Source organism: Streptomyces sp. NPDC057702, assembly GCF_042799315.1.
GTDB lineage: Bacteria > Actinomycetota > Actinomycetes > Streptomycetales > Streptomycetaceae > Streptomyces.
On the sequence record NZ_JBHVJC010000026.1, the window covers coordinates 74,094 to 93,130 of the forward strand.

The 19,037-nt window shown below is 76.1% G+C and carries 13 protein-coding genes and 1 pseudogene; 11 read left to right on the forward strand and 3 right to left on the reverse strand.

What is annotated here, in order from left to right; translation table 11 throughout:
• Positions 1-85: 85 nt before the first annotated feature.
• Complete coding sequence (locus ACFVFR_RS20845; RefSeq protein ID WP_383703787.1) at positions 86-2,122, reverse strand: heavy metal translocating P-type ATPase; 2,037 nt, start codon at positions 2,120-2,122, stop codon at positions 86-88.
• A gap of 106 nt (positions 2,123-2,228) precedes the next feature.
• Here ACFVFR_RS20845 and ACFVFR_RS20850 point away from each other — a divergent pair, with 106 nt between their 5' ends.
• Complete coding sequence (locus tag ACFVFR_RS20850) at positions 2,229-2,585, forward strand: ArsR/SmtB family transcription factor (RefSeq protein WP_383703790.1); 357 nt, start codon at positions 2,229-2,231, stop codon at positions 2,583-2,585.
• A gap of 174 nt (positions 2,586-2,759) precedes the next feature.
• Here the strand turns inward: ACFVFR_RS20850 and ACFVFR_RS20855 are convergent, their stop codons facing one another.
• Positions 2,760-4,238, reverse strand: a complete 1,479-nt coding sequence (locus ACFVFR_RS20855; protein ID WP_383703792.1) for a lipase maturation factor family protein — start codon at positions 4,236-4,238, stop codon at positions 2,760-2,762.
• A gap of 125 nt (positions 4,239-4,363) precedes the next feature.
• Complete coding sequence (locus ACFVFR_RS20860) at positions 4,364-5,920, reverse strand: alpha/beta fold hydrolase (protein WP_383703795.1); 1,557 nt, start codon at positions 5,918-5,920, stop codon at positions 4,364-4,366.
• Positions 5,921-6,102: 182 nt separating this feature from the next.
• On the opposite strand from ACFVFR_RS20860, the gene ACFVFR_RS20865 reads away from it, so the two are divergent.
• The 10 genes and pseudogenes from ACFVFR_RS20865 to ACFVFR_RS20910 all read left to right on the forward strand — a co-directional run bounded on the left by ACFVFR_RS20865 (position 6,103) and on the right by ACFVFR_RS20910 (position 19,007).
• The gene (locus ACFVFR_RS20865; RefSeq protein ID WP_383703798.1) at positions 6,103-7,359 is read left to right on the forward strand and encodes an ATP-grasp domain-containing protein; all 1,257 of its coding nucleotides are present in this window, start codon (positions 6,103-6,105) and stop codon (positions 7,357-7,359) included.
• Positions 7,356-8,180 carry a hypothetical protein gene (locus ACFVFR_RS20870; protein WP_383703801.1) on the forward strand — a complete coding sequence of 275 codons (825 nt, stop codon included), beginning with the start codon at positions 7,356-7,358 and terminating at the stop codon, positions 8,178-8,180. The genes ACFVFR_RS20865 and ACFVFR_RS20870 overlap by 4 nt, the downstream gene beginning before the upstream one ends.
• Complete coding sequence (locus ACFVFR_RS20875; RefSeq protein WP_383703803.1) at positions 8,177-9,247, forward strand: PLP-dependent cysteine synthase family protein; 1,071 nt, start codon at positions 8,177-8,179, stop codon at positions 9,245-9,247. The genes ACFVFR_RS20870 and ACFVFR_RS20875 overlap by 4 nt, the downstream gene beginning before the upstream one ends.
• Complete coding sequence (locus ACFVFR_RS20880; RefSeq protein WP_383703805.1) at positions 9,244-10,335, forward strand: enolase C-terminal domain-like protein; 1,092 nt, start codon at positions 9,244-9,246, stop codon at positions 10,333-10,335. The genes ACFVFR_RS20875 and ACFVFR_RS20880 overlap by 4 nt, the downstream gene beginning before the upstream one ends.
• 496 nt (positions 10,336-10,831) lie before the next feature.
• Positions 10,832-12,076, forward strand: a pseudogene (locus tag ACFVFR_RS20885) (MFS transporter); the annotation flags it as partial.
• 287 nt (positions 12,077-12,363) lie between these two features.
• Positions 12,364-13,266, forward strand: a complete 903-nt coding sequence (locus ACFVFR_RS20890; protein ID WP_383703808.1) for a class I SAM-dependent DNA methyltransferase — start codon at positions 12,364-12,366, stop codon at positions 13,264-13,266.
• A gap of 272 nt (positions 13,267-13,538) precedes the next feature.
• A complete protein-coding gene (locus tag ACFVFR_RS20895) occupies positions 13,539-15,125 on the forward strand; it encodes an ABC transporter substrate-binding protein (RefSeq protein WP_383703810.1) in 1,587 nt (528 codons plus the stop codon).
• Positions 15,122-16,075 (forward strand): ABC transporter permease, encoded by a 954-nt coding sequence (locus ACFVFR_RS20900; protein WP_383703812.1) that lies wholly within the window; start codon positions 15,122-15,124, stop codon positions 16,073-16,075. The genes ACFVFR_RS20895 and ACFVFR_RS20900 overlap by 4 nt, the downstream gene beginning before the upstream one ends.
• Positions 16,076-16,170: 95 nt before the next feature.
• Entirely contained in the window at positions 16,171-17,172 is a 1,002-nt protein-coding gene (locus ACFVFR_RS20905) for an ABC transporter permease (protein ID WP_383703903.1), read from the forward strand.
• Positions 17,169-19,007, forward strand: a complete 1,839-nt coding sequence (locus ACFVFR_RS20910) for an ABC transporter ATP-binding protein (RefSeq protein WP_383703814.1) — start codon at positions 17,169-17,171, stop codon at positions 19,005-19,007. The genes ACFVFR_RS20905 and ACFVFR_RS20910 overlap by 4 nt, the downstream gene beginning before the upstream one ends.
• Positions 19,008-19,037: the final 30 nt, after the last annotated feature.

A 19,037-nucleotide genomic window follows, 5' to 3' on the forward strand; every position in this document is an offset into this window, starting at 1 on the left:
GGCGCGGCCCGCTGCCACCCGGCCGGCCCCGCGTACGCCGCACACCGACGCCACCTCCCGGCCGAGGCCCACGCCCGGCGTACGCCTACGCCACCTCCCGCCGCCAGGCCGACCCGCGCAGGAGCCGCAGGCCGTTCAGCCCGACCAGCACCGTGGAGCCCTCGTGGCCGGCCACGCCCAGCGGGAGGGGGAGGTGGCCGACCAGGTCCCAGGTCACCAGGGCGGCGATGCACACCGAGGCGATGACCAGGTTCTGTCGCACCACCGCGCGGGCCCGACGGGAGAGGGCCACCACGGCCGGTACGGTGCCCAACTCGTCGCGTACGACCACGGCGTCGGCCGTCTCCAGGGCCAGGTCCGCACCCGCGCGGCCCATGGCCAGACCGCTGTGGGCGGCGGCCAGGGCCGGGGCGTCGTTGACCCCGTCCCCGACGAGGAGCACCCGGTGTCCGGCGTCCTGCCAGGCGCGGACAGCGGCCACCTTGTCCTGGGGCAGCAGTCCGGCGCGTACGTCGCCGATACCGGTGGCGGCGGCCAGCCGGGTCGCCGCGCGCGCGTTGTCGCCGGTGAGCAGGGCGGGTTCGGCGCCGGTGAGCGCGCGTAGCGCCGCGACGGCGTCGGCCGCGCCCGCGCGCGTACGGTCCTCGACGGCCAGCACCGCCACGGGGCGGTCGGCCACGGTGAGGACGACGGCCGTGCGGCCCGCGCCCTCCTCCTCGGCCACCACCCGCCACGCCTCGGCCACCTCCGGCGTGTCCGCGCGGGTGGCCCGGGCCGGTGTCCCGGCCGACGCCTTGGCGCGCTCGCCCAGCGTCGCGGCCGGGCTGCCCACCCGTACCCGCCGCCCCGTCACCAGCGCGCGCACCCCGCTGCCCGGGGCGGAGTCGAAGTCGTGGGCGGGCTCCAGGGTGAGGCCGCGTTCGCGTGCCGCCTCCACCACGGCCCGTGCCAGGGGGTGTTCGCTGGGCCGCTCGACGGACGCGGCCAGCGCCAGGGCCGCGTCCGTGGTGGACGGCTCACCCCGCCGCGCGGGCCGCTCAAGGAGGCGCACCGAGGCCAGGCGCGGCGCGCCCTCGGTGAGCGTGCCGGTCTTGTCCAGCGCCACCCGGTCCACCTCGCCCAGCCGCTCCATCACCACTGCCGACTTCACCAGGACGCCGTGCCGCCCGGCGTTGGCGATCGCCGACAGCAGCGGCGGCATGGTGGCCAGGACCACCGCGCACGGCGACGCCACGATCATGAACGTCATGGCCCGCAGCAGCGTTGGGGTGAACCCCGCGCCGAACGCCAGCGGGATCGCGAACAGCGCGAGGGTGGCCACGACCACGCCCACCGAGTAGCGCTGCTCGACCTTCTCGATGAACAGCTGGGTCGGGGCCTTGGTCTCGCTGGCCTCCGCGACCATGGCTACGATCCGGGCGATGACCGAGTCGTGGGCGTCGCGCTCCACCCGTACCCGCAGGGCGCCCGTGCCGTTGAGGGTGCCGGCGAACACGCCGTCCCCCGGCCGCTTGGCCACCGGCAGCGGTTCGCCGGTGATGGTGGCCTGGTCCACGTCACTGGCGCCCCGCACCACCGTGCCGTCGGCGGGCAGCCGCTCGCCCGGCCGCACCAGGACCGCGTCACCGACCCGCAGTTCCGCCACGCCCACCCGCCGCTCGGCGCCGTCGGGGCCCAGGCGGAGCGCGGTGGCCGGGGCCAGGTCAAGCAGGCCGCGCACCGAGTCGGCCGTGCGCCGGGTCGCCAGCGCCTCCAGGGCGCCGGAGGTGGCGAAGATGACGATCAGCAGCCCGCCGTCGAGGAACTGGCCGATGCCCGCCGCGCCCAGCGCGGCGACGACCATGAGTAGGTCGACGTCGAGGGTCCGCGCCCGCAGCGCCGCCAGGCCCGCCCAACCCGGCTCCCAGCCGCCCGCCGCGTAACACACCGCGTACAGCGCCCCCCACGCCCAGGCGGGCGCGCCAGCCAGGTCCAGCGGCAGGGCCAGCGCGAAGGCGAGGGTGGCGAGCGCGGCCCAGCGCACCTCGGGCAGCGCGAGCAGCCGGGTCGGGCGCGGTGGCGGGGGCGCGCCGGTCGCGTCGGGGGAGGGGAGGCGGGGTTCGTCGACGAGCTGGGCTGCCATGGCGGCCTACCTCTCGCGGGCGGGGAACGGGGGGTGCCCTCACCATAGCCGAATACATGAAGAGATCTTCACGTGTTTGTATGGAGCCGCGACTACGATGACCCGTATGGGACACGGAGCCAAGGGCAAGGGTGAGACCACCCCGGTGGAGCTGCTCGACGCGGACTCGGCCGCCACCATCGCCGCCACGCTCCAGGCCCTGGCGACGCCGTCGAGGCTGATGATCCTGACGCGACTGCGCCAGGGGCCCTGTCCGGTCACCGAGTTGGCCGAGGCGATCGGCATGGAGCAGTCCGCTGTCTCGCACCAGCTACGCCTGCTCCGCGCCCTCGGCCTGGTCACCGGCTCCCGACAGGGCCGCCGCATCGTCTACAGCCTCTACGACCACCACGTCGCCCAACTTCTCGACGAGGCGGTCTACCACATCGAGCACCTCCGCCTCGGCGCCCGCGACCTGCCCTGACCCACCCCGCGCGGCCGTGGCCACGCCTCGGCCCCACCCCGCCGCCCTCACCAGCCTGTACGTCAGCCGTCACGCCGACGCGGCATCCGGGCCGCCACGCGCTCGCTGGCTGGCGGTGGTCGTGAGGCCGGCCTGCTCGCGGAAGTCGGCCGCGCCGGCCGCGAACCGGTGGCCTCAGGGCTCCTCGCGCGGCGGGGCCAGGCCCGCCCGGCGGGCCGTGGCGGGCAGGGTCTCGCGCGTGACCGGTGGGAGGTAGGCGCCCGCCCGGGTGCGGTGCCACCAGGCGCCGCTGTCGCGCCGCTCGCGCCAGGTGGTGAACCGGTACGCGTAGAGCGTGGCCCGCAGCTGGGCCGGGGGCGCGTCGGGGAAGGGGTTGGTCCGCAGCAGTGCCAGCGTCGCGCGGTCACCGGTCAGCAGCCTGTCGAGCAGCGGCGCGAACCAGGAGCGGGCGAAGGCGGGGGACATCGCGGCGAACCACATCATCCAGTCCAGCCGCCGGTGGTACGGGGCGCAGGGGCGCGGCAGGCGTCGGGGGTCGCCCGGCTTGCCCTTGAACTCGTAGGCGCGCCAGCGGGGTTCGGGGGAGTCGGGCGGGGCGTCGGTGCCCTCGATGACGATCTCGCGCCGGTGGCGGTTGACGCTGCCGAACGCGCCGTAGGAGCCGGCGATGTGCAGCGGGTTGAACGAGACGTTCATCCGCTGCCGCCTGGCCAGCAGGTTGCGCGCGGGCCAGTAGCTGAGGACCGCCACCAGTACGGTCGCGGCGAGCACCAGCGCGGTGAACCACCCGGGGGGCCCGGCGCGCTCGGCCGGGTCCGACAGGCCCAGGGCGGCGCCGACCAGGTGGCTGTCGACGACGGTCAGCGCCAGGGCGATGGTGAGCCAGTTGAGCCAGGCGAAGTTGCCCGAGAGCACCAGCCACAGCTGGGTGGCGATGATGGTCGCGGCGGCCACGGTGGCCACCGGCTGCGGCGTGAACAGGGCCAGGGGCACGACGAGTTGGGCGACGTGGTTGGCCGCCGTCTCCACCCGGTGCAGCGGCCTCGGCAGGTGGTGGAAAAACCAGCTCAGCGGGCCCGGCATGGGTTGGGTCTCGTGGTGGTAGTCCAGACAGGTCAGCTCGCGCCAACAGCGGTCGCCCCGCATCTTGATCAGCCCGGCGCCGAACTCCACCCGAAACAGCAGCCAGCGCACCAGCCACAGCGTCAGCACCGGCGGGTCCACCCGCGCGTTGCCCAGGAAGACGGCCAGGAAGCCGGCTTCGAGGAGCAGCGACTCCCAACCGAAGCCGTACCACGTCTGGCCCACGTTGACGATCGACAGGTACAGCGCCCACAGCGTGGCCCACACCGCCACCCCGACCCCCAGCGGCACCGCGTCCGCGCAGCCCACCAGGGTGGCCGCCGACAGCGCGGCCCCGCCCCAGGCGACGGCCGCGTAGCACCGGTCGCAGTAGTGGAGCTGGAAGAGGCTGGGCGCGGCGCGGAAGGGCACCCGGGCCACGAACCGTGGCACCGGAGTGAGGCCGCGCGCGCCGAGCAGGGCCCGGAACTGGAGGGCCGCGGTGAGGAAGGCCGTCAGGTAGACGGCGGCCAGGACGCGTTGGAAGGCCAATCGGCTCCACCAGTAGCCGTCCGCGGTGAACCACTGCATCGCCCTCGCTCCTCGCGCCGCCCGCTGCGGAAGAGAGCCATCCGTACCACCCACAGGCGCCCCGAGGGAGCTCCCCGCCCCGCGTGTCGCCGATCGCGGGCGGCGCGCGGGGCGGGGGCCGGTGGCTAGCGCCCCGGGTGTCGCGGCAGGCCGTCACCCTGACAGTCGAGGTCCGCGCCGGGCAGGGCGCCGGTGAGCAGGTACGTCGCCGTCGCCTGGTCCACGCACGGGTTGCCCCGGCTGGCGAACACGCCGTGGGAGTAGTCGTCGCGCAAGGTGATCACGCGCGAGCCCGGGAGGCCGGCCGCCAGGCGCCGGGCGCCGGCCAGCGGGGTGACGGGGTCGTGTTCGCTGGCGACCAGCAGCGCCGGGGCGGCCCCGGGCCCGCCGAGCGGGGTGCGGTGCCGTGGCCGGTGGTGCCAGTACGCGCAGGCGCTGGCCTCCAACCCGGTCAGCAGCGGGCGCGGGTCGAGCCGGCGCAGCGCGCGCACGTCCGCGACGACGCGCCGCGGGCTCGGGCCGGGCCCGTCCGCGCACTTGACGACGCGGTTGGCCGCCTCGTAGTTGCGCGAGGCGGGCCCGTCGAACGGCGCGGCGGGCCGCAGCGCGGCGACGTCGCCCCGCCGGAGGTAGTCGCGTAGTCCGTCACCGAACGGCGCCCACCGCTCGGTGCGCCCCAACGTCCGGTAGACGGCGCGGTCGAACGCGGCCGGACCGAAGCCGTCCACCGGCCGGGCCGCGAGCCCCTCGCGGGCCCGCGTGTACGCGGCCCGCACCTGGCCGGCCGTGTCGCCGAGGCCGTACCGCCGCGGGTCACCGGCCAGCCAGTCGAAGAGCACCTCGCGCTGACGGAGCAGCGCCACGGCCTGGCGCATGTCGAAGTCATGCCAGTCCTCGGGGCCGACAACGCTGTCGAGCACCATGCGGCCGGTGCGGCCCGGGAAACGGGCCGCGTACGCCGCGCCCAGGTAGCTGCCGTAGGAGACGCCCAGGAAGTGGGTGCGCGGCTCGCCGAGCGCGGCCCGTAGCGCGTCCATGTCGCGCACCGTGGCCTCGGTCGAGAACAGCGACAGGCGCGGCCCCACGGCACCGGCGCAGTCGGCGGCCAGCTCGCGCAGCGCGGCCGACCGGCGTCGCTGTCCGGCCGCGTCCCGGGGCAGCGGGTCGGCGCCCGGGCTCGCGAACAGCCCGCCCATCGGGCCACAGTCGACGGGGGCGCTGTGCCCCACGCCGCGTGGGTCGAAGCCGACGACGTCGTAGGCGCGGCGCACCGACTCCGGCAGCTTGGCGCGCTTGGTCACCGCGTACGCCAGTCCGGAGCCGCCGGGACCACCGGGGTTGACCAGCAGAGCGCCACGCCGCTCGGCCCCGGTGCCGGTGGCGCGCACCCGGGAGACGGCCATGTCGAGCGCCGGCCCGGTCGGGTGGTCCCAGTCCAGCGGTAGTCGGACGGTGCCGCACTCGACGTGCTCGCCAGGCGGCGGCGCCGGTACGGAGTCGGGGCACGGGCCGAAGTCGATCGCGCCGCGCGAGGCGGCGCCGGGTATCGGCGCGGCGTGCGCCAGCGGCGGCGGAAGCACCGGCGCCAGGACGGCGACGCCGGCGACCAGGGCGCCGAGGGCGCTGACCCGGCGGGCGCGCCGGGCGCGGCGCGCGGTCGGTTCGGTGGCGGTGTGCGCCACGGACGCGGGGGTCGGAACGACGGAGGGCATACGGGACTCGCAATCGGAAGATCAGTGGTTCAGCCAGGTGACAATGAAAATGATTATCGATAGCGTGTGCTCTTGGTCAATACGGTCCCGGCTGTCGAAGGGTGCTCCTTCGCGTGTCCGGAATCCCAAGTGCCCTGGCGATGAGGAGAGTTGTGGGTCACCTTCTGATGATCGAAAGCTGGGTCGGGTCCATGAGCCGACTGCTGCCGCGCGCCGTACGCGAGAGCGGACACGAGTTCACCTTCCTCACCCGTGACCTGCACCACTACCTACGGAACGCCCCCGAGGGCGCGGCTCACCCCCTGCTCGGCGCGCGCAACGTCCTCACCGGGGACACCAACGACACCGGCGCGCTGCTCCCGCACGTGGAACGGCTGCACGCCGCGCTCGGCTTCGACGGCGTGATCACCTCGTGCGACTACTACCTGCCCACCGTCGCCGAGGTCGCCGCCCGGCTCGGGCTGCCCGGCGCCCCGCCCCGCGCCGTCACCGACGCCTGCCGCAAGGACGTCACCCGCCGCGCGCTCCAGGCCGCCGGGGTCCCCGGGCCGCGCTTCGCCGTCTGCGCCGACTGGGCCGCCACGGCCGAAGGCGCCCGCGAGATCGGCTACCCGCTGGTCATCAAGCCCGTGGACCTGTGCGCGGGCATGTTCGTACGACGCGTGGACGACGAGGGCGACCTCTCCCGCGCCTACCGCGCCCTCGCCGACTTCCCCGTCAACGCGCGCGGCCAGCGACGCGCCCCCCAGGTGCTTCTCGAAGAACTCCTGGAGGGGCCCGAAGTCAGCGTCGAGACCGTCACCTTCGACGGGAGGACGCACGTCGTCGGCGTCACCGACAAGAGTATCGGCGGGGCGCCGGCGTTCATCGAGACCGGCCACATGTTCCCCGCCGCCCTCGACGCCCCGGACGCCGAAGCCGCCACCACCACCGCGCGGGACGCGCTGGCCGCCCTGGGCCTTGACCACGTCGTGGCCCACACCGAGATCAAGCTCACCGCGCGCGGCCCCCGCGTCGTGGAGGTCAACCCCCGGCCCGCCGGAAACCGCATCACCGAACTCGTCCGCCACGTCACCGGCATCGACCTCGCCGCCGCGTTCGTGGACGTCGCCCTGGGCAACCCGCCCGACCTCACCGCCCGCGCCACCGGTCTCGAAAGCGCCGCCATCGGTTTCCTGGTGCCCGGCGCCGCCGGCGTACTGGAGGGCATCGACGGCGCCGACGGCCTGACCGAGCGCCCCGGCGTGCTGGAGGCCCAGCTCGCCGCCCCCGGCACGGCCGTGAAGGTGGCCGGCAGCAACAACGAGTACCTCGGCCACGTCATGGCCGCCGACCCCGCCGGCGCCGGCGCCCGCGACCGGGTCGAGGGCCTGCTCGGCGCGCTGCGCCCGCGCGTGGCGGCCCGATGAGCACCGCCCTCGGCGCCGCCACCGGCTACGCCGACCTGCTACGCCGCGTACGGGCCGGCGAGTTCGGCGCCGATCCCGCCACCCAGCGGGTCTCCGTCGCCTTCAGCACCACGCAGGCCGTACGCCACGAGGGCCGGGGCGGCGGGTACCGCAACGAGGTGCTGAGCCTGCGCCTGGCCGAAGCCGTCGGCTCCTGCGCCGTGGAGCCCGGCGCGCTGCCGGCCGGCGCGCTCGACGACTGCGTCGGCGCCGACATCGCCACCCTGCTGGCCCACCCGCTGCCCGCCGTGCGCGTCGCCGCGCTCGACGCCTACCTGCTGCACGCGCACCCGCACCAGCGGGCCGCCCACGCCCGTCCCTACCCGCTGCCCGCGGGCACCTCGCTGCACAAGTCGCGGGCCCGCGCCCGCGCCGTCGCCGCCCTCCTGGAGCCCTCCCGCCCCCGGCGCGTCCTGGTCGTCGGCGTCGTCAACTCGCTGCTCGAAGCGCTGCGGGCCCGCGACATCGGCTACCTGCCCTGCGACCTCAAGGGCGGCAGCACCGAATGGGGCGAGCCCATCAGCACCGACGCCGCCGCCGAACTGGAGCGCTGCGACGCCATCCTGGCCTCCGGCATGACGCTGGGCAACGACACCTTCGAGGGGCTGCGCCGACACGCGGTGGCGCACGACAAGCCCCTGGTGATGTTCGCCCAGACCGGCAGCGCCATCCTGCCCCACCTGATCGGCGCCGGCGTCAGCGCCGTGTGCGCCGAGCCGTACCCGTTCTTCTGGCTCGACGGCGGCCCCGGCGTCATCTACCGCTACGGGGGCCCACGTTGACCAGCACCACCCTGGCACCCACCGCGAGCCACGAACTCCTGGCCCTCCTCGGCCGCACCCCACTGGCCCGCGTCACCGCCGCGCTGCCCCACCCCCACCCCGGCTTCTGGGCCAAGCTCGAAGGGCTCGGCGTCGGCGGCATGAAGGCGCGGGCCGCCGTCGCCATGCTGCTCGGCGCCCGCGAGCGCGGCGAACTCGCCCCCGGCGCACCCGTCGTCGAGTCCACCTCGGGCACCCTGGGCGTCGGCCTCGCCTTCGCGGGGCAGGCGCTCGGCCACCCGGTGACCCTGGTGTGCGACAACGAACTCGAAGCTCCCATGCGCCAGCTGCTGCGCGCCTACGGAGCCCGCCTGGAGATCGTCGAGCGGCCCGCCCCGCACGGCGGCTGGCAGGCCGCGCGCATCCGCCGGCTACGCGAGGTGCTGGCCACCCAGTCCGGCGCGTACTGGCCCGACCAGTACAACAACCCCGACAACATCGCCGGCTACGCCTCCCTCGCCGCCGAACTCGCCGTCCAGCTCGACCACCTGGACATCCTGGTGTGCAGCGTGGGCACCGGCGGCCACAGCGCCGGGATCATCGGCCCCCTGCGCCGCCACTGGCCGGCGCTGCGGCTGGTCGGCGTGGACGCCACCGGCTCCACCATCTTCGGACAGCCCGCCCGCGCGCGCCTGATGCGTGGCCTGGGCAGCAGCATCCACCCGCGCAACGTGGCCTACCACGCCTTCGACGAGGTGCACTGGGTGGGCCCGGCCGAGTCCGTGAACGCCTGCCGCCGCCTGGCCCGGGCCAGCTTCGTCAGCGGTGGCTGGAGCACCGGGGCCGTCGCGCTGGTCGCCGCCTGGGCCGCCCGCGTCCACCCCGGGGCGGTCGTCGCCACCGTCTTCCCCGACGGCCCGCACCGCTACCTCGGCAGCGTCTTCGACGACGCCTTCACCTCGGCGCACGGCATCGACCCGGACCGCGCCGCCACCCGCCCCGTGGAGATACCACACCCACGGGCCGCGGAGGCCGTCGGCTGGGCGCGCTGCACCACGGTCATCGACCCCCTGGAGGGCACCCCATGAAGACGACCCTGCGCACCACCCGCCTGCGCCTGGCCGAACCGCTGCGCATCTCGCGCTCGGTGATGGACGCCCGCGACGCGGTGTGGCTGTCCATCGAACACCGCGGCCTGCGCGGCCACGGCGAGGCGGTGGCCAGCGTCTACTTCGGCCTCGACGCCGACACCCTCGGCCGCCTGCTCGCCGACGCCGGGCTCGACCTCGCGCGCTTCCCCGACCCGGAGACCGCGCTCGGCGCGCTGCGCGCGGGGGAACTGCCCGCCGAGGGCACGCCGCCCGCCGTCGTCGCCGCCGTCGAGGCGGCGCTGCTCGACCTCGTCGGCAAGCGCGCCGGCGCCCCCGTCCACCACCTGATCGGCACCCTGACCCCGCCGGTCGCCGCCACCGCCCGCACCATCGGCATCACCACCACCGTCAGCGCGGCCGTGCGCGCCCGCTCCCTGGCCGACAGCGGGTTTCGCACCATCAAGGTCAAGGTGGGCACGGCCGACCCGGAGGCGGACCTGGAGCGGGTACGCGTCATCCGGGCCGAGGCCCCCGGCCCCCGGCTGCTCCTGGACCCCAACGGGGCCTGGACCGCGACCGAGGCCCGCACCCTGCTGCCCCGGTACGCCGAACTCGGCGTCGAGGCCGTCGAGCAGCCCATCGCCCCCGGCGACCCGGACGCCCTCGCGGCCCTCGCCGAGGACTCGCCGCTGCCCGTCATCGCCGACGAGGACGCGGTCAGCATCGAGGACGTACGCCGGTTGGCCGGGCGGGTGCACGGCGTCAACGTCAAGCTCGCCAAGTGCGGCGGCGTGCACGCCGCGCTGCGCATCGGCGAACTCGTCGCCGGCAGCGGCACCGCGCTCATGCTCGGCTGCCTGACCGCGAGTTCGCTGGGCATCGCCCCCGCCGTCCACCTCGCCGACCGGGCCCGTTGGGTGGACCTGGACGGACATCTGCTGCTCGCCGACGACCCGTGGACGGGCATCGGCGGCACCGACGGCACCGTGCGCGTCAGCGCCCACGCGGGCCTGGGCGTGCGCCCCACCCGCCCCCAGACCCCCGTGCCCCGCCCACCGCAGACGCCACCCCGCCTGCGGACCTGAGCCCCGCCGGCCACCGGCCGGCCACCCGACGAGCGCCGGCGGCCGATCCCGCCGGCCCCGCCGACAGCCCCCGCCGCACCACCCACCCCGACCACACCGGCCACGGCGCGACGCCCACCGGCGTATCGACGTGTCGACGTCCCCAGGCATCGACATCCCCCCATGTCGACACACCGCCACGCCGCCACCCCGACGTACCGCCTGTGCGGACGGGCCGGCACGCAGCCGCCACGCCCCGGGGCCGTGGTGCCGGCGGCACCCTGTACCGGCCGTACGCCGGCACCACTCCAGCCGCCCCGCCCGGCCGTGGTCGCTCACGCTCGGCCCGCGTGCCGTCCGCCGCGCCCGGGCGGCCAGGGGGCGCGCGTCCGGCCCGGCCCACGGGGACGCGCTCCGGCCGTACGAGGTCCACGGCGCGTCACCAGGGCCCGCGTCCGATGCGAAGGCCGCCGGTCCGCGTTCAGAAACCCACCCCCACCCAGGAAGAGAGCACGCCGTGAAGACCTGGAGCGAGATACGCGGCTTCCCCCTCGCCATCCGCCTGCTGCTGGTCAACCAGCTCGGTGTGAACACCGGCTTCTACCTGCTCATCCCCTATCTGGCCACCCACCTCAGCGAGGATCTCGGGATGTCCGCCGCCGTGGTCGGCATCGTCCTGGGGGTGCGTAACCTCAGCCAGCAGGGACTGTTCATCATCGGCGGATCGGCCGCCGACCGGCTCGGCGCCCGAGGCGTGATCATCGCCGGATGCGCGCTGCGCACCCTGGGGTTCGCGCTCTTCGCGCTCGGTGACGGGCTACCGGTGCTGCTCACCGCCTCCATACTCAGCGGGCTCGCGGGGGCCCTCTTCAACCCCGCCGTACGCGCCTACCTGGCCCGGGAGGCCGGGGAGCGCAAGGCGGAGGCGTTCGCGCTGTTCAACGTGTTCGCCACCACCGGGGCCCTGCTCGGGCCACTGCTCGGCGGCGCCCTGTTGCTCGTCGACTTCCGGGCCTCGGCGCTCACCGCCGCCGGCATCTTCGCCCTGCTCACCCTCGCCCAGGCCCTGGTGCTCCCGGCCCGACCGGTGCCGCCGGCCCGGGCCAGCGTGCTCGGCGACTGGCGTGAGGTCCTCTCCCACCGGGCCTTCCTGGCGTTCTCGCTGGCCATGGTCGGCATGTTCACCATGGAGAACCAGCTCTACCTGCTGCTGCCCGACGGCGCCCGGCGCGCCACCGGCTGGGAGGGCGCCGCCGGACTGGTCTTCCTGGTCGGCACGGTCGCCAACCTGACGCTCCAGATGCGGATCACCGGGCGGCTGCGCCACCGGGGCGCACGCGCCCGCTGGATCAGCGCCGGGCTGGCCCTGATGGGCCTGGCGTTCGTGCCACCGCTGCTGGTGACCGGCCACGGCGCGCCCGACGGCACGGCGCGCGCGACGCTGGCCCTGCTGCCCGTGCTGGCCGGGGCGCTGCTGCTCTACCTCGGCATCATGATCGCGCAGCCGTTCGTGATGGAGCTGATACCGCAGTTCGGCCGCGCCCACCTGACCGGCACCTACTTCGGCATCTTCTACGTCGTCTCCGGCATCGCGGCGGCACTGGGCAACACGGCCGTCGGCTGGGCCATGGACGCGGGCCAACGCGGCGGCGCCCCCTGGCTGCCCTGGGCGTGCTGCCTCGGCTTCGGTCTGGCCTCGGCCACCGGCGTGGCCTGGCTCCACCGACTCCGCGCCCTGCCGACCCCCACCGGCGCGAGCCCCGCCGGCCCGCCTCACACCGCCCGCGCGCCCCAGCCCACCGACGTGCACCAGCCCATCGCGTCGAACGCCGCCGCCGCGAGCCCGCGCCCCGGCCCGACCGCTCCCGGCCGACGCACCCGCGTTCCCGCGCCCGTCGGCGCCCGGCCGGCCGGCACCGGCCCCCGCCCCGACCCGAGCCCCTCCGCGACCACCCCCGCCTCGCGCACCGCCACCCGGGCCCACCCCACCGGCCACCGCTCGCAGCGGGGCACCGAGGACACCAGCGACGACACGACGGGAGCAGCCCGATGACCGAGCCCACCGCACCGCGTACGCCCACCGCGACGCCCCAGCCGCCGACCACCCCGGCGCCGGATCCCGCGCGGACGCCACCGGCCGACCCGCCGGCCCCGACCACGACGGAGGGCGGCAACCTGCTCACCGACAACCCCGAGCTCTACGAGGCGCGCTTCCCCGACCCCGACGGCCTCGCCGCACGGTGGGCCGAGGCCGTGTTGCGGACGTACGACGCCGGGCCGCGCGTGCTCGACCTGGGCTGCGGCACCGGTCGGGACGCGGCCCGGCTGCACGCGGCGGGCCGGCGCGTGGTGGGGGCCGACCTGTCCGAGGCGATGCTCGCCCACGCCGGGCGGCGCCACCCGGGCCCCGCGTACGTCCGTGCCGACCTGCGCGACTTCGACCTCGGCCAGGATGCCTTCGACGCCATCACCTGCCTGGACAGCGCCCTGCTGTACTGCCACACCGGCGCGGATCTCGACGGGGCGCTCACCTCCTGCCGGCGCGCCCTGGCACCGGGCGGACTGCTGGTGGCCGAGATGCGCAACGGGGCGTTCTTCCTGGGCAACACCGAGCTCCTCGACATTCCCCGCCACACGACCCTGAGCTGGCAGGGCGTCACCTACACGGCCGTGACCACGCTCTGGATCGACCGCGCCGCGCAACTGCTGCGCCGCTGCCGGGTGTGGAGCGCCGACGACAACTCGCCGCCCCTGGCCCAGCACTCCGCCTGGCGGCTGCTCTTCCCACAGGAGCTGCGCCACCTGCTGGCCGCGCACGGCTTTCGGGTGCGGGAGCTGCACGACGGCCCGGGGCCCCGCACGGAGCCCGCGTGGCACGAGGCCGCCCCGCCGCCGCCCGGCACGGCCGACGGCGACCGGCTCCACCTGGTCGCCGAGCGCCTCCCCGACTGACCCGACCCACCCCGCGCCAGGCCACCCACCCGTCGCTGCGTCCAACCCACCCGCCCCCCACCCTGGGCCCACCTGCCCACCCGGCCGCTGCCCACCCGGCCCCGCGCCAGCCCCCTCCCTCCCCGCTCCGACCAACGCCGACCCGTGACGCACCGGCCGTGCCGCGCCCCGGCCCACCCCGCCCCGGCCGTCGCGCGCGGGCCCCGACCCGTACCGCGCGACCCCGCGCTCCCGCTCAGCCCGTATCCCGTACCGCCGTCCAAGGAGTCCCCGTGACCGCATCCGCTCAGCCCGACCGTTCCCTTCCCGCCCTGCGACGGCGCGGCTTCCTCGCCGCCGGCGCCGCGGCCGGCCTCGGCACCCTGGCCCTGACCGGGTGCGGCGGGGGTGCCGGCGGCACCGGGGCGACCTCCGGGGGCGGCGCGCCCCGGCGGGGTGGGCGGTTGCGCGCCGCGTTCGCCGGGGGCGGCGCGGCCGAGACACTCGACCCGCACCGGAGCAACCTGTTCGCCGACGCGGCCCGCGCCAAGGCCCTGTTCGACAAGCTCGCCGACTGCGGCGCCGACATGACGGCCAGGCCCCGCCTCGCCGCCTCCTGGGAACCGGGGCCCCGCCTCGACCGCTGGAAGGTCACGCTGCGCGAGGCCACCTTCCACGACGGCAGGACCGTCACCGCCGAGGACGTGCTCTACAGCTACCGCCGCATCGCCGACCCCGGCCAGACCTACCGGGCCAAGGCGTCCCTGGAACCCATCGACCTGAAGGCCAGCCGCGCCCTGGACCCGCGCACCATCGAGTTCCGCCTCAAGCGACCCACCGCCGAGTTCCCCAACGTGCTGGCCGCGTTCGGCGCCTACGTCATACCCCGCGACACCGAGCGCTTCGAGCGGCCCGTCGGCTCCGGACCCTTCCGATTCGTCTCCTTCGCGCCCGGCCGTTCGTGCACCGTGCGCCGCTACGACGACTACTGGGACGGCGCCCCGTACCTGGACGAGCTGGAGTTCCTCATCGCCAACGAGGAGTCCGCCCGCGTCAACGCCCTCCTGGGCGGCCAGGTCGAGTACGCCCACGAGCTCAACCCGGCCACCGCCCGGGCCCACCAGGACCAGGGGCGGATCACCATCGTCCGGTTGCGTAACAGCGCCATGCAGGCGTTCGCGATGAAGACCGACCGGCCACCGTTCGACGACGTCCGGGTGCGCCAGGCGTTCTTCCTGATCGCCGACCGGCAGGAGCTGGTGGACGGCGCGCTCTCGGGCGCCGGCGAGGTCGGCAACGACCTGTTCGGCAAGGGCTACCAGTACTACGCGGCCGACCTGCCGCAGCGCGAGCGGGACCTGACGCGGGCCCGCCACCTCCTCAAGCGGGCCGGGGCCGAGGACCTGCGGGTCACCCTGGACACCTCCGAGGTCGCCGCCGGGTTCACCGAGGCCGCCGGCATCTTCCGCGACCAGGCGGCCAAGGCGGGCGTCACGGTCCGGGTCCGGGCGGGCAGCAAGGACACGTACTGGAGCGACATCCTGGACGGCGGCACCCTCAGCTGCTACCGCTCGGGCGCCATGCCCATCGAGTCGCACATCTCCCAACGGCTGCTCACCGACTCCTCCACCAACGCCACCCACTGGCGCCGCCCCGCCTTCGACGCCCTCTACCAGCAGGCCCAGTCCACCCGCGACCAGAGCGCGCGGGCCGAGGTCTACGCGCGCATGCAGCGTGAGCTGCACACCGAGGGCGGCTTCCTGGTGTGGGGCTTCGCCGACTGGATCGTCGGCACCGCGCGCGGGGTCGGCGGTGTGCGCTCCGACGCGCCCGCCAACACCCTGGACTGGGCGCGCTTCGACAAGGTGTGGCTGCGGTGATCCCCGCACACTCCTGGCTCACCCGCCGCCTGCTCCTTGGCCTCGCCCAGACCGCCGCCGTCGTCCTGCTGGTCTTCGCGCTCACCGAGGCGCTGCCGGGCGACGCGGCCGTCGCCCTGGCCGCCGACAACCCCGACCCCGCGCGCATCGAGCGGATTCGCGCGGCGATGGACCTGGACCGACCCGCCTCCGAGCGGTTCGCCGAGTGGGTCACCGGGCTGCTCCACGGCGACCTCGGCACCTCGCTGGCCTCCGGGCGCCCCGTCGCCGACTACCTCGCCGACGGCTTCGGACCCACCCTGCTGCTCGCGGCGCTCACCATCGCGCTGCTGGTGCCGGTCTCGGTCGGCCTCGGAGTGCTCGCCGCCCGCCGCGTGGGTGGGGCCGTGGACCGGCTGATCAGCTCGGTGACGCTGGGCGTGTACGCGGTGCCCGAGTTCGCCTTCGGCGTGCTCCTGGTCACCGTCTTCGCCCTGCGCCTGGACTGGCTGCCCCCCACCGCCGTCGGCTACGGCACCGACCTGCTGGCCCACCCCGCCGTCCTGGTCCTGCCCGTGCTGGTGCTGCTCTCGCGACCGGTGTGCTCCATCAGCCGACTGGTGCGCGCCGGCATGATCGACGCGCTGTCCGCCCCGTACGCCGAACAGGCCCGCCGCTACGGGGTCGGCGGGGCCCGGGTGTGCTTCGCGCACGCGCTGCCCAACGCCGTGACGCCCGCCGCGCAGCAACTGGCCCGCACCGTGGACTGGTTGCTGTGCGGCGTCATCGTCGTGGAGGCCCTGTTCATCATCCCTGGTCTGGGCACGGTGCTCATGGACGCGGTCGCCGCCCGGGACGTGCCGGTGGTGCAGGGGCTCGCGGTGGTCTTCGGTCTGCTCGCGGTGGTGCTCAACCTCGCCGCCGACGTGGTCGCGCACCGCCTCGCCCCCCGCGCGGGGGTGGCCGCGTGAGCGCGACCGACCCCCCGCCGTCGCCCACCACCCGCCCGACGTCACCCACGCCGTCCGCGAGCGCCCCGCCGCCCCGGGCGCGGCGCCCGTGGCGCCTGGGCCGGTTCGCGGTCGGCCTGCTCCTCGTCCTGCCGCCACTGCTGCTGGCCCTCCTCGGACCACTGCTGGCGGGGGAGGCGGGGGAGCGGGGCGTGTCCTTCACCGGTGGCGAGGGGCACTGGCTCGGCACCGACTTCGTCGGTCGCGACGTGTGGCGGCAGGTGTTGCTCGGCGGGCACTCGGTGGTGCTCGTCGCGCTGTCGGCCACGGCCCTCACCTACGTCGTGGCCCTGCCGATCGGCCTCACCGCGGCCCTCACCCACCGTGGCTGGCTGGAGGAGCTGCTCATGCGGCCGTTGGACGTGGTGCTGGCCGTGCCCTCGCTGCTGTTCGTCCTGCTGGTCGCCGCCGTCTACCAGCCGGGCACGCTCGGCCTGGTGCTGCTGATCGCGCTGGTCAACCTGCCGGACGCGGCCCGCATGGTGCGCGCGGCGGCGGCCGAGGCGGCCTCCCGGCCTGCCGTGGAGGCGCTGCGGGCGCAGGGCGAGAGCTGGTGGCGGATCGCCGTCGGCTACGTCGGCCGCGCCACCCGGCACACCCTGGTCGCCGACGCGGGCGTACGCCTGACGGGTGTGCTGTACCTGGTGGCCACCGTCGCCTTCCTGGGGGTGGGGGTCGCGCCCGACGCCGCCGACTGGGCCGTGATGGTCGACCGCAACCGCACCGGCCTGCTGCTCCAACCGTGGGCGGTGGTGGTGCCCGCGCTGCTGATCGTGGCGCTGTCGATGGGCACCAACCTGCTGTTCGACGCGGCCCTCACCCCTCGCGCCGCCCGCCCCCCGACCCGCCACCGCCCCACCCGCCCGCGCGATCGCGTCGCCGCGCCGGCCCGCGCCGCCGACCACCACGCACCGACCGCCCCCGCCCCACCCGCTGACGCGGGCAGCCCGCCCGCCGCCGAGCCCCGCGGGGCGGCGCGTCGCGGCCTACGCCGCGTACGGCCCACCCACCGGGCGTGGGGAAACCGGGGGACCCAAGGAGAGGAGAAGCGCCGATGAGCGTCGGGAGACCGGCCGTCGCCGAGGTCAGGGATCTGCGGATCGAGGTGGCCGGGCGGGTCCTGGTGGACGGTGTCAGCCTGCGGGCCGCGCCGGGCCGGGTGACCGCGCTGGTGGGTGCCTCCGGCAGCGGCAAGACCACCACCGGCCTGGCCCTGCTGGGGAGCTACCCGGCCGGCGCCGTGGTGACCGGCGAGACACACGTGGCCGACCAGCCGGCCGGCTACGTGCCCCAGCACCCCGCGGCCGTGCTCAACCCGGCCCGCCGGGTGGCCGCGCTGCTCACCGACATCGCCCGCCGCCAGGTACGCGACCTGCCGCGCGGGCAGCGCCGGGCCGCCGCTCGCGCGCGCGTGCTCGCCGCGCTGGCCTCGGCCCACGTCGACGACGGGCCACGGGTGATCGACCGCTATCCGCACCAGCTCTCGGGCGGTCAGCAGCAGCGCGTGGTGCTGGCCCAGGCGCTGCTGCTCGGCGCGCGCGTCATCGTCGCCGACGAACCCACCACCGGCCAGGACGCGCTGACCAAGCGACGGGTGGTGGACGAACTCGCGGCCGTGACCCGGCGCGGCATCGCGCTCGTCCTGCTCAGCCACGACCTGGACGTGGTGCGCGACCTGGCCGACGACATCGTGGTCCTGCACGCCGGCCGGGTCGTCGAAGCCGGCCCGGCCGACCGGCTCCTGAGCACCCCGCGACACCCGCTGACCCGCCAGCTCCTGGCCCCGCCACCACTCCCCACCCAGCCCTCGGCGCGCCGCGCCCCGACCACCACGCCCGGCCCGAAGACGCCGGCGGCCGGTACCCCGGCGGGCGACGTGTCGCCCCCGACACCCGATGACGCGCCTCCCGCGCCAAGGGAGCCGGCCGCCCGGGACGGCGGGCCAGCCCGGCCCTGGCGGCGGCCGGCCACCGACGCCCCGGGGCCGACACCGGCCGACCAGCCGACACCGGTTCCCCAGGGGGCCGACACCGGGCGGCGACCGCCCGCCGCCGGGCTCGTCGTCCACGCGCTCACCGCCCGGCACCGCGCCGCCGGGCGGCGCGCGGCCGTGGCCGTCGTCCACGTCGCCGAACTCGCCGTGCCCCCGGGGCGGACGCTGGCCCTGGTGGGCCGCTCCGGCAGCGGCAAGACCACCCTGGCCCGTTGCCTGGCGGGGCTGCACCGCGCGTACACCGGGCAGGTGTTGCTGGACGGCGCCGCGCTGCCCCGCAGCCTGCGTGATCGCTCCCGGTCCCAACTGGCCGCCGTGCAGTACGTGTTCCAGGACGCGCGGGCCGCCTTCGACGCGTACCGGCCGGTGCTCGACCAGGTGGCGCGCACCGCCGTCCGGCTGCGCGGCGTGGCGCCCGGCACGGCGCGCGAGGAGGCCGCCGCGCTGCTCGCCGCCACCGGGCTGCGCGCGGAGCTGACGGCGCGTCGACCGGACCAGCTCTCCGGTGGCGAGTTGCAGCGCGCGGCGCTGGCCCGCGCGCTGTTGGCCCGGCCCCGGGTGCTGCTGTGCGACGAGGTGACCTCCGGGCTCGACGCGGTCAGCCGGCGCGACATCCTGGACCTGCTGGCCGCGCTGGCGCGCGAGCGCGCGGAGCTGGCGCTGGTGCTCATCACGCACGACCTGGAGACGGCCGCGTTCGCCGACCGCGTCGCCGTGCTCGACGCGGGCGAGATCGTCGAACACGGCCCCGCCGACCAGGTGCTGACCACGCCCCGCCACCCCTTCACCGCCGCGCTGGTGGCCGCCGCCCGCCCCCGCGCTCCGGGCGACACGACCCGTGCCCTGGCCGCCGGCGACGCGTACCGCGCGAAGGCAGCGAGGCGCCCCGGGCCGCCGTAGGCGACGGGCGGCGGAGCGCCGGGGGAGTGA

Coding starts and splice junctions, on each gene's coding strand:
- ACFVFR_RS20845 (WP_383703787.1), bottom strand. CDS start 2,122: ATGGCAGCCCAGCTCGTCGACGAACCCCGCCTCCCCTCCCCCGACGCG.
- ACFVFR_RS20850 (WP_383703790.1), top strand. CDS start 2,229: ATGGGACACGGAGCCAAGGGCAAGGGTGAGACCACCCCGGTGGAGCTG.
- ACFVFR_RS20855 (WP_383703792.1), bottom strand. CDS start 4,238: ATGCAGTGGTTCACCGCGGACGGCTACTGGTGGAGCCGATTGGCCTTC.
- ACFVFR_RS20870 (WP_383703801.1), top strand. CDS start 7,356: ATGAGCACCGCCCTCGGCGCCGCCACCGGCTACGCCGACCTGCTACGC.
- ACFVFR_RS20880 (WP_383703805.1), top strand. CDS start 9,244: ATGAAGACGACCCTGCGCACCACCCGCCTGCGCCTGGCCGAACCGCTG.
- ACFVFR_RS20890 (WP_383703808.1), top strand. CDS start 12,364: ATGACCGAGCCCACCGCACCGCGTACGCCCACCGCGACGCCCCAGCCG.
- ACFVFR_RS20910 (WP_383703814.1), top strand. CDS start 17,169: ATGAGCGTCGGGAGACCGGCCGTCGCCGAGGTCAGGGATCTGCGGATC.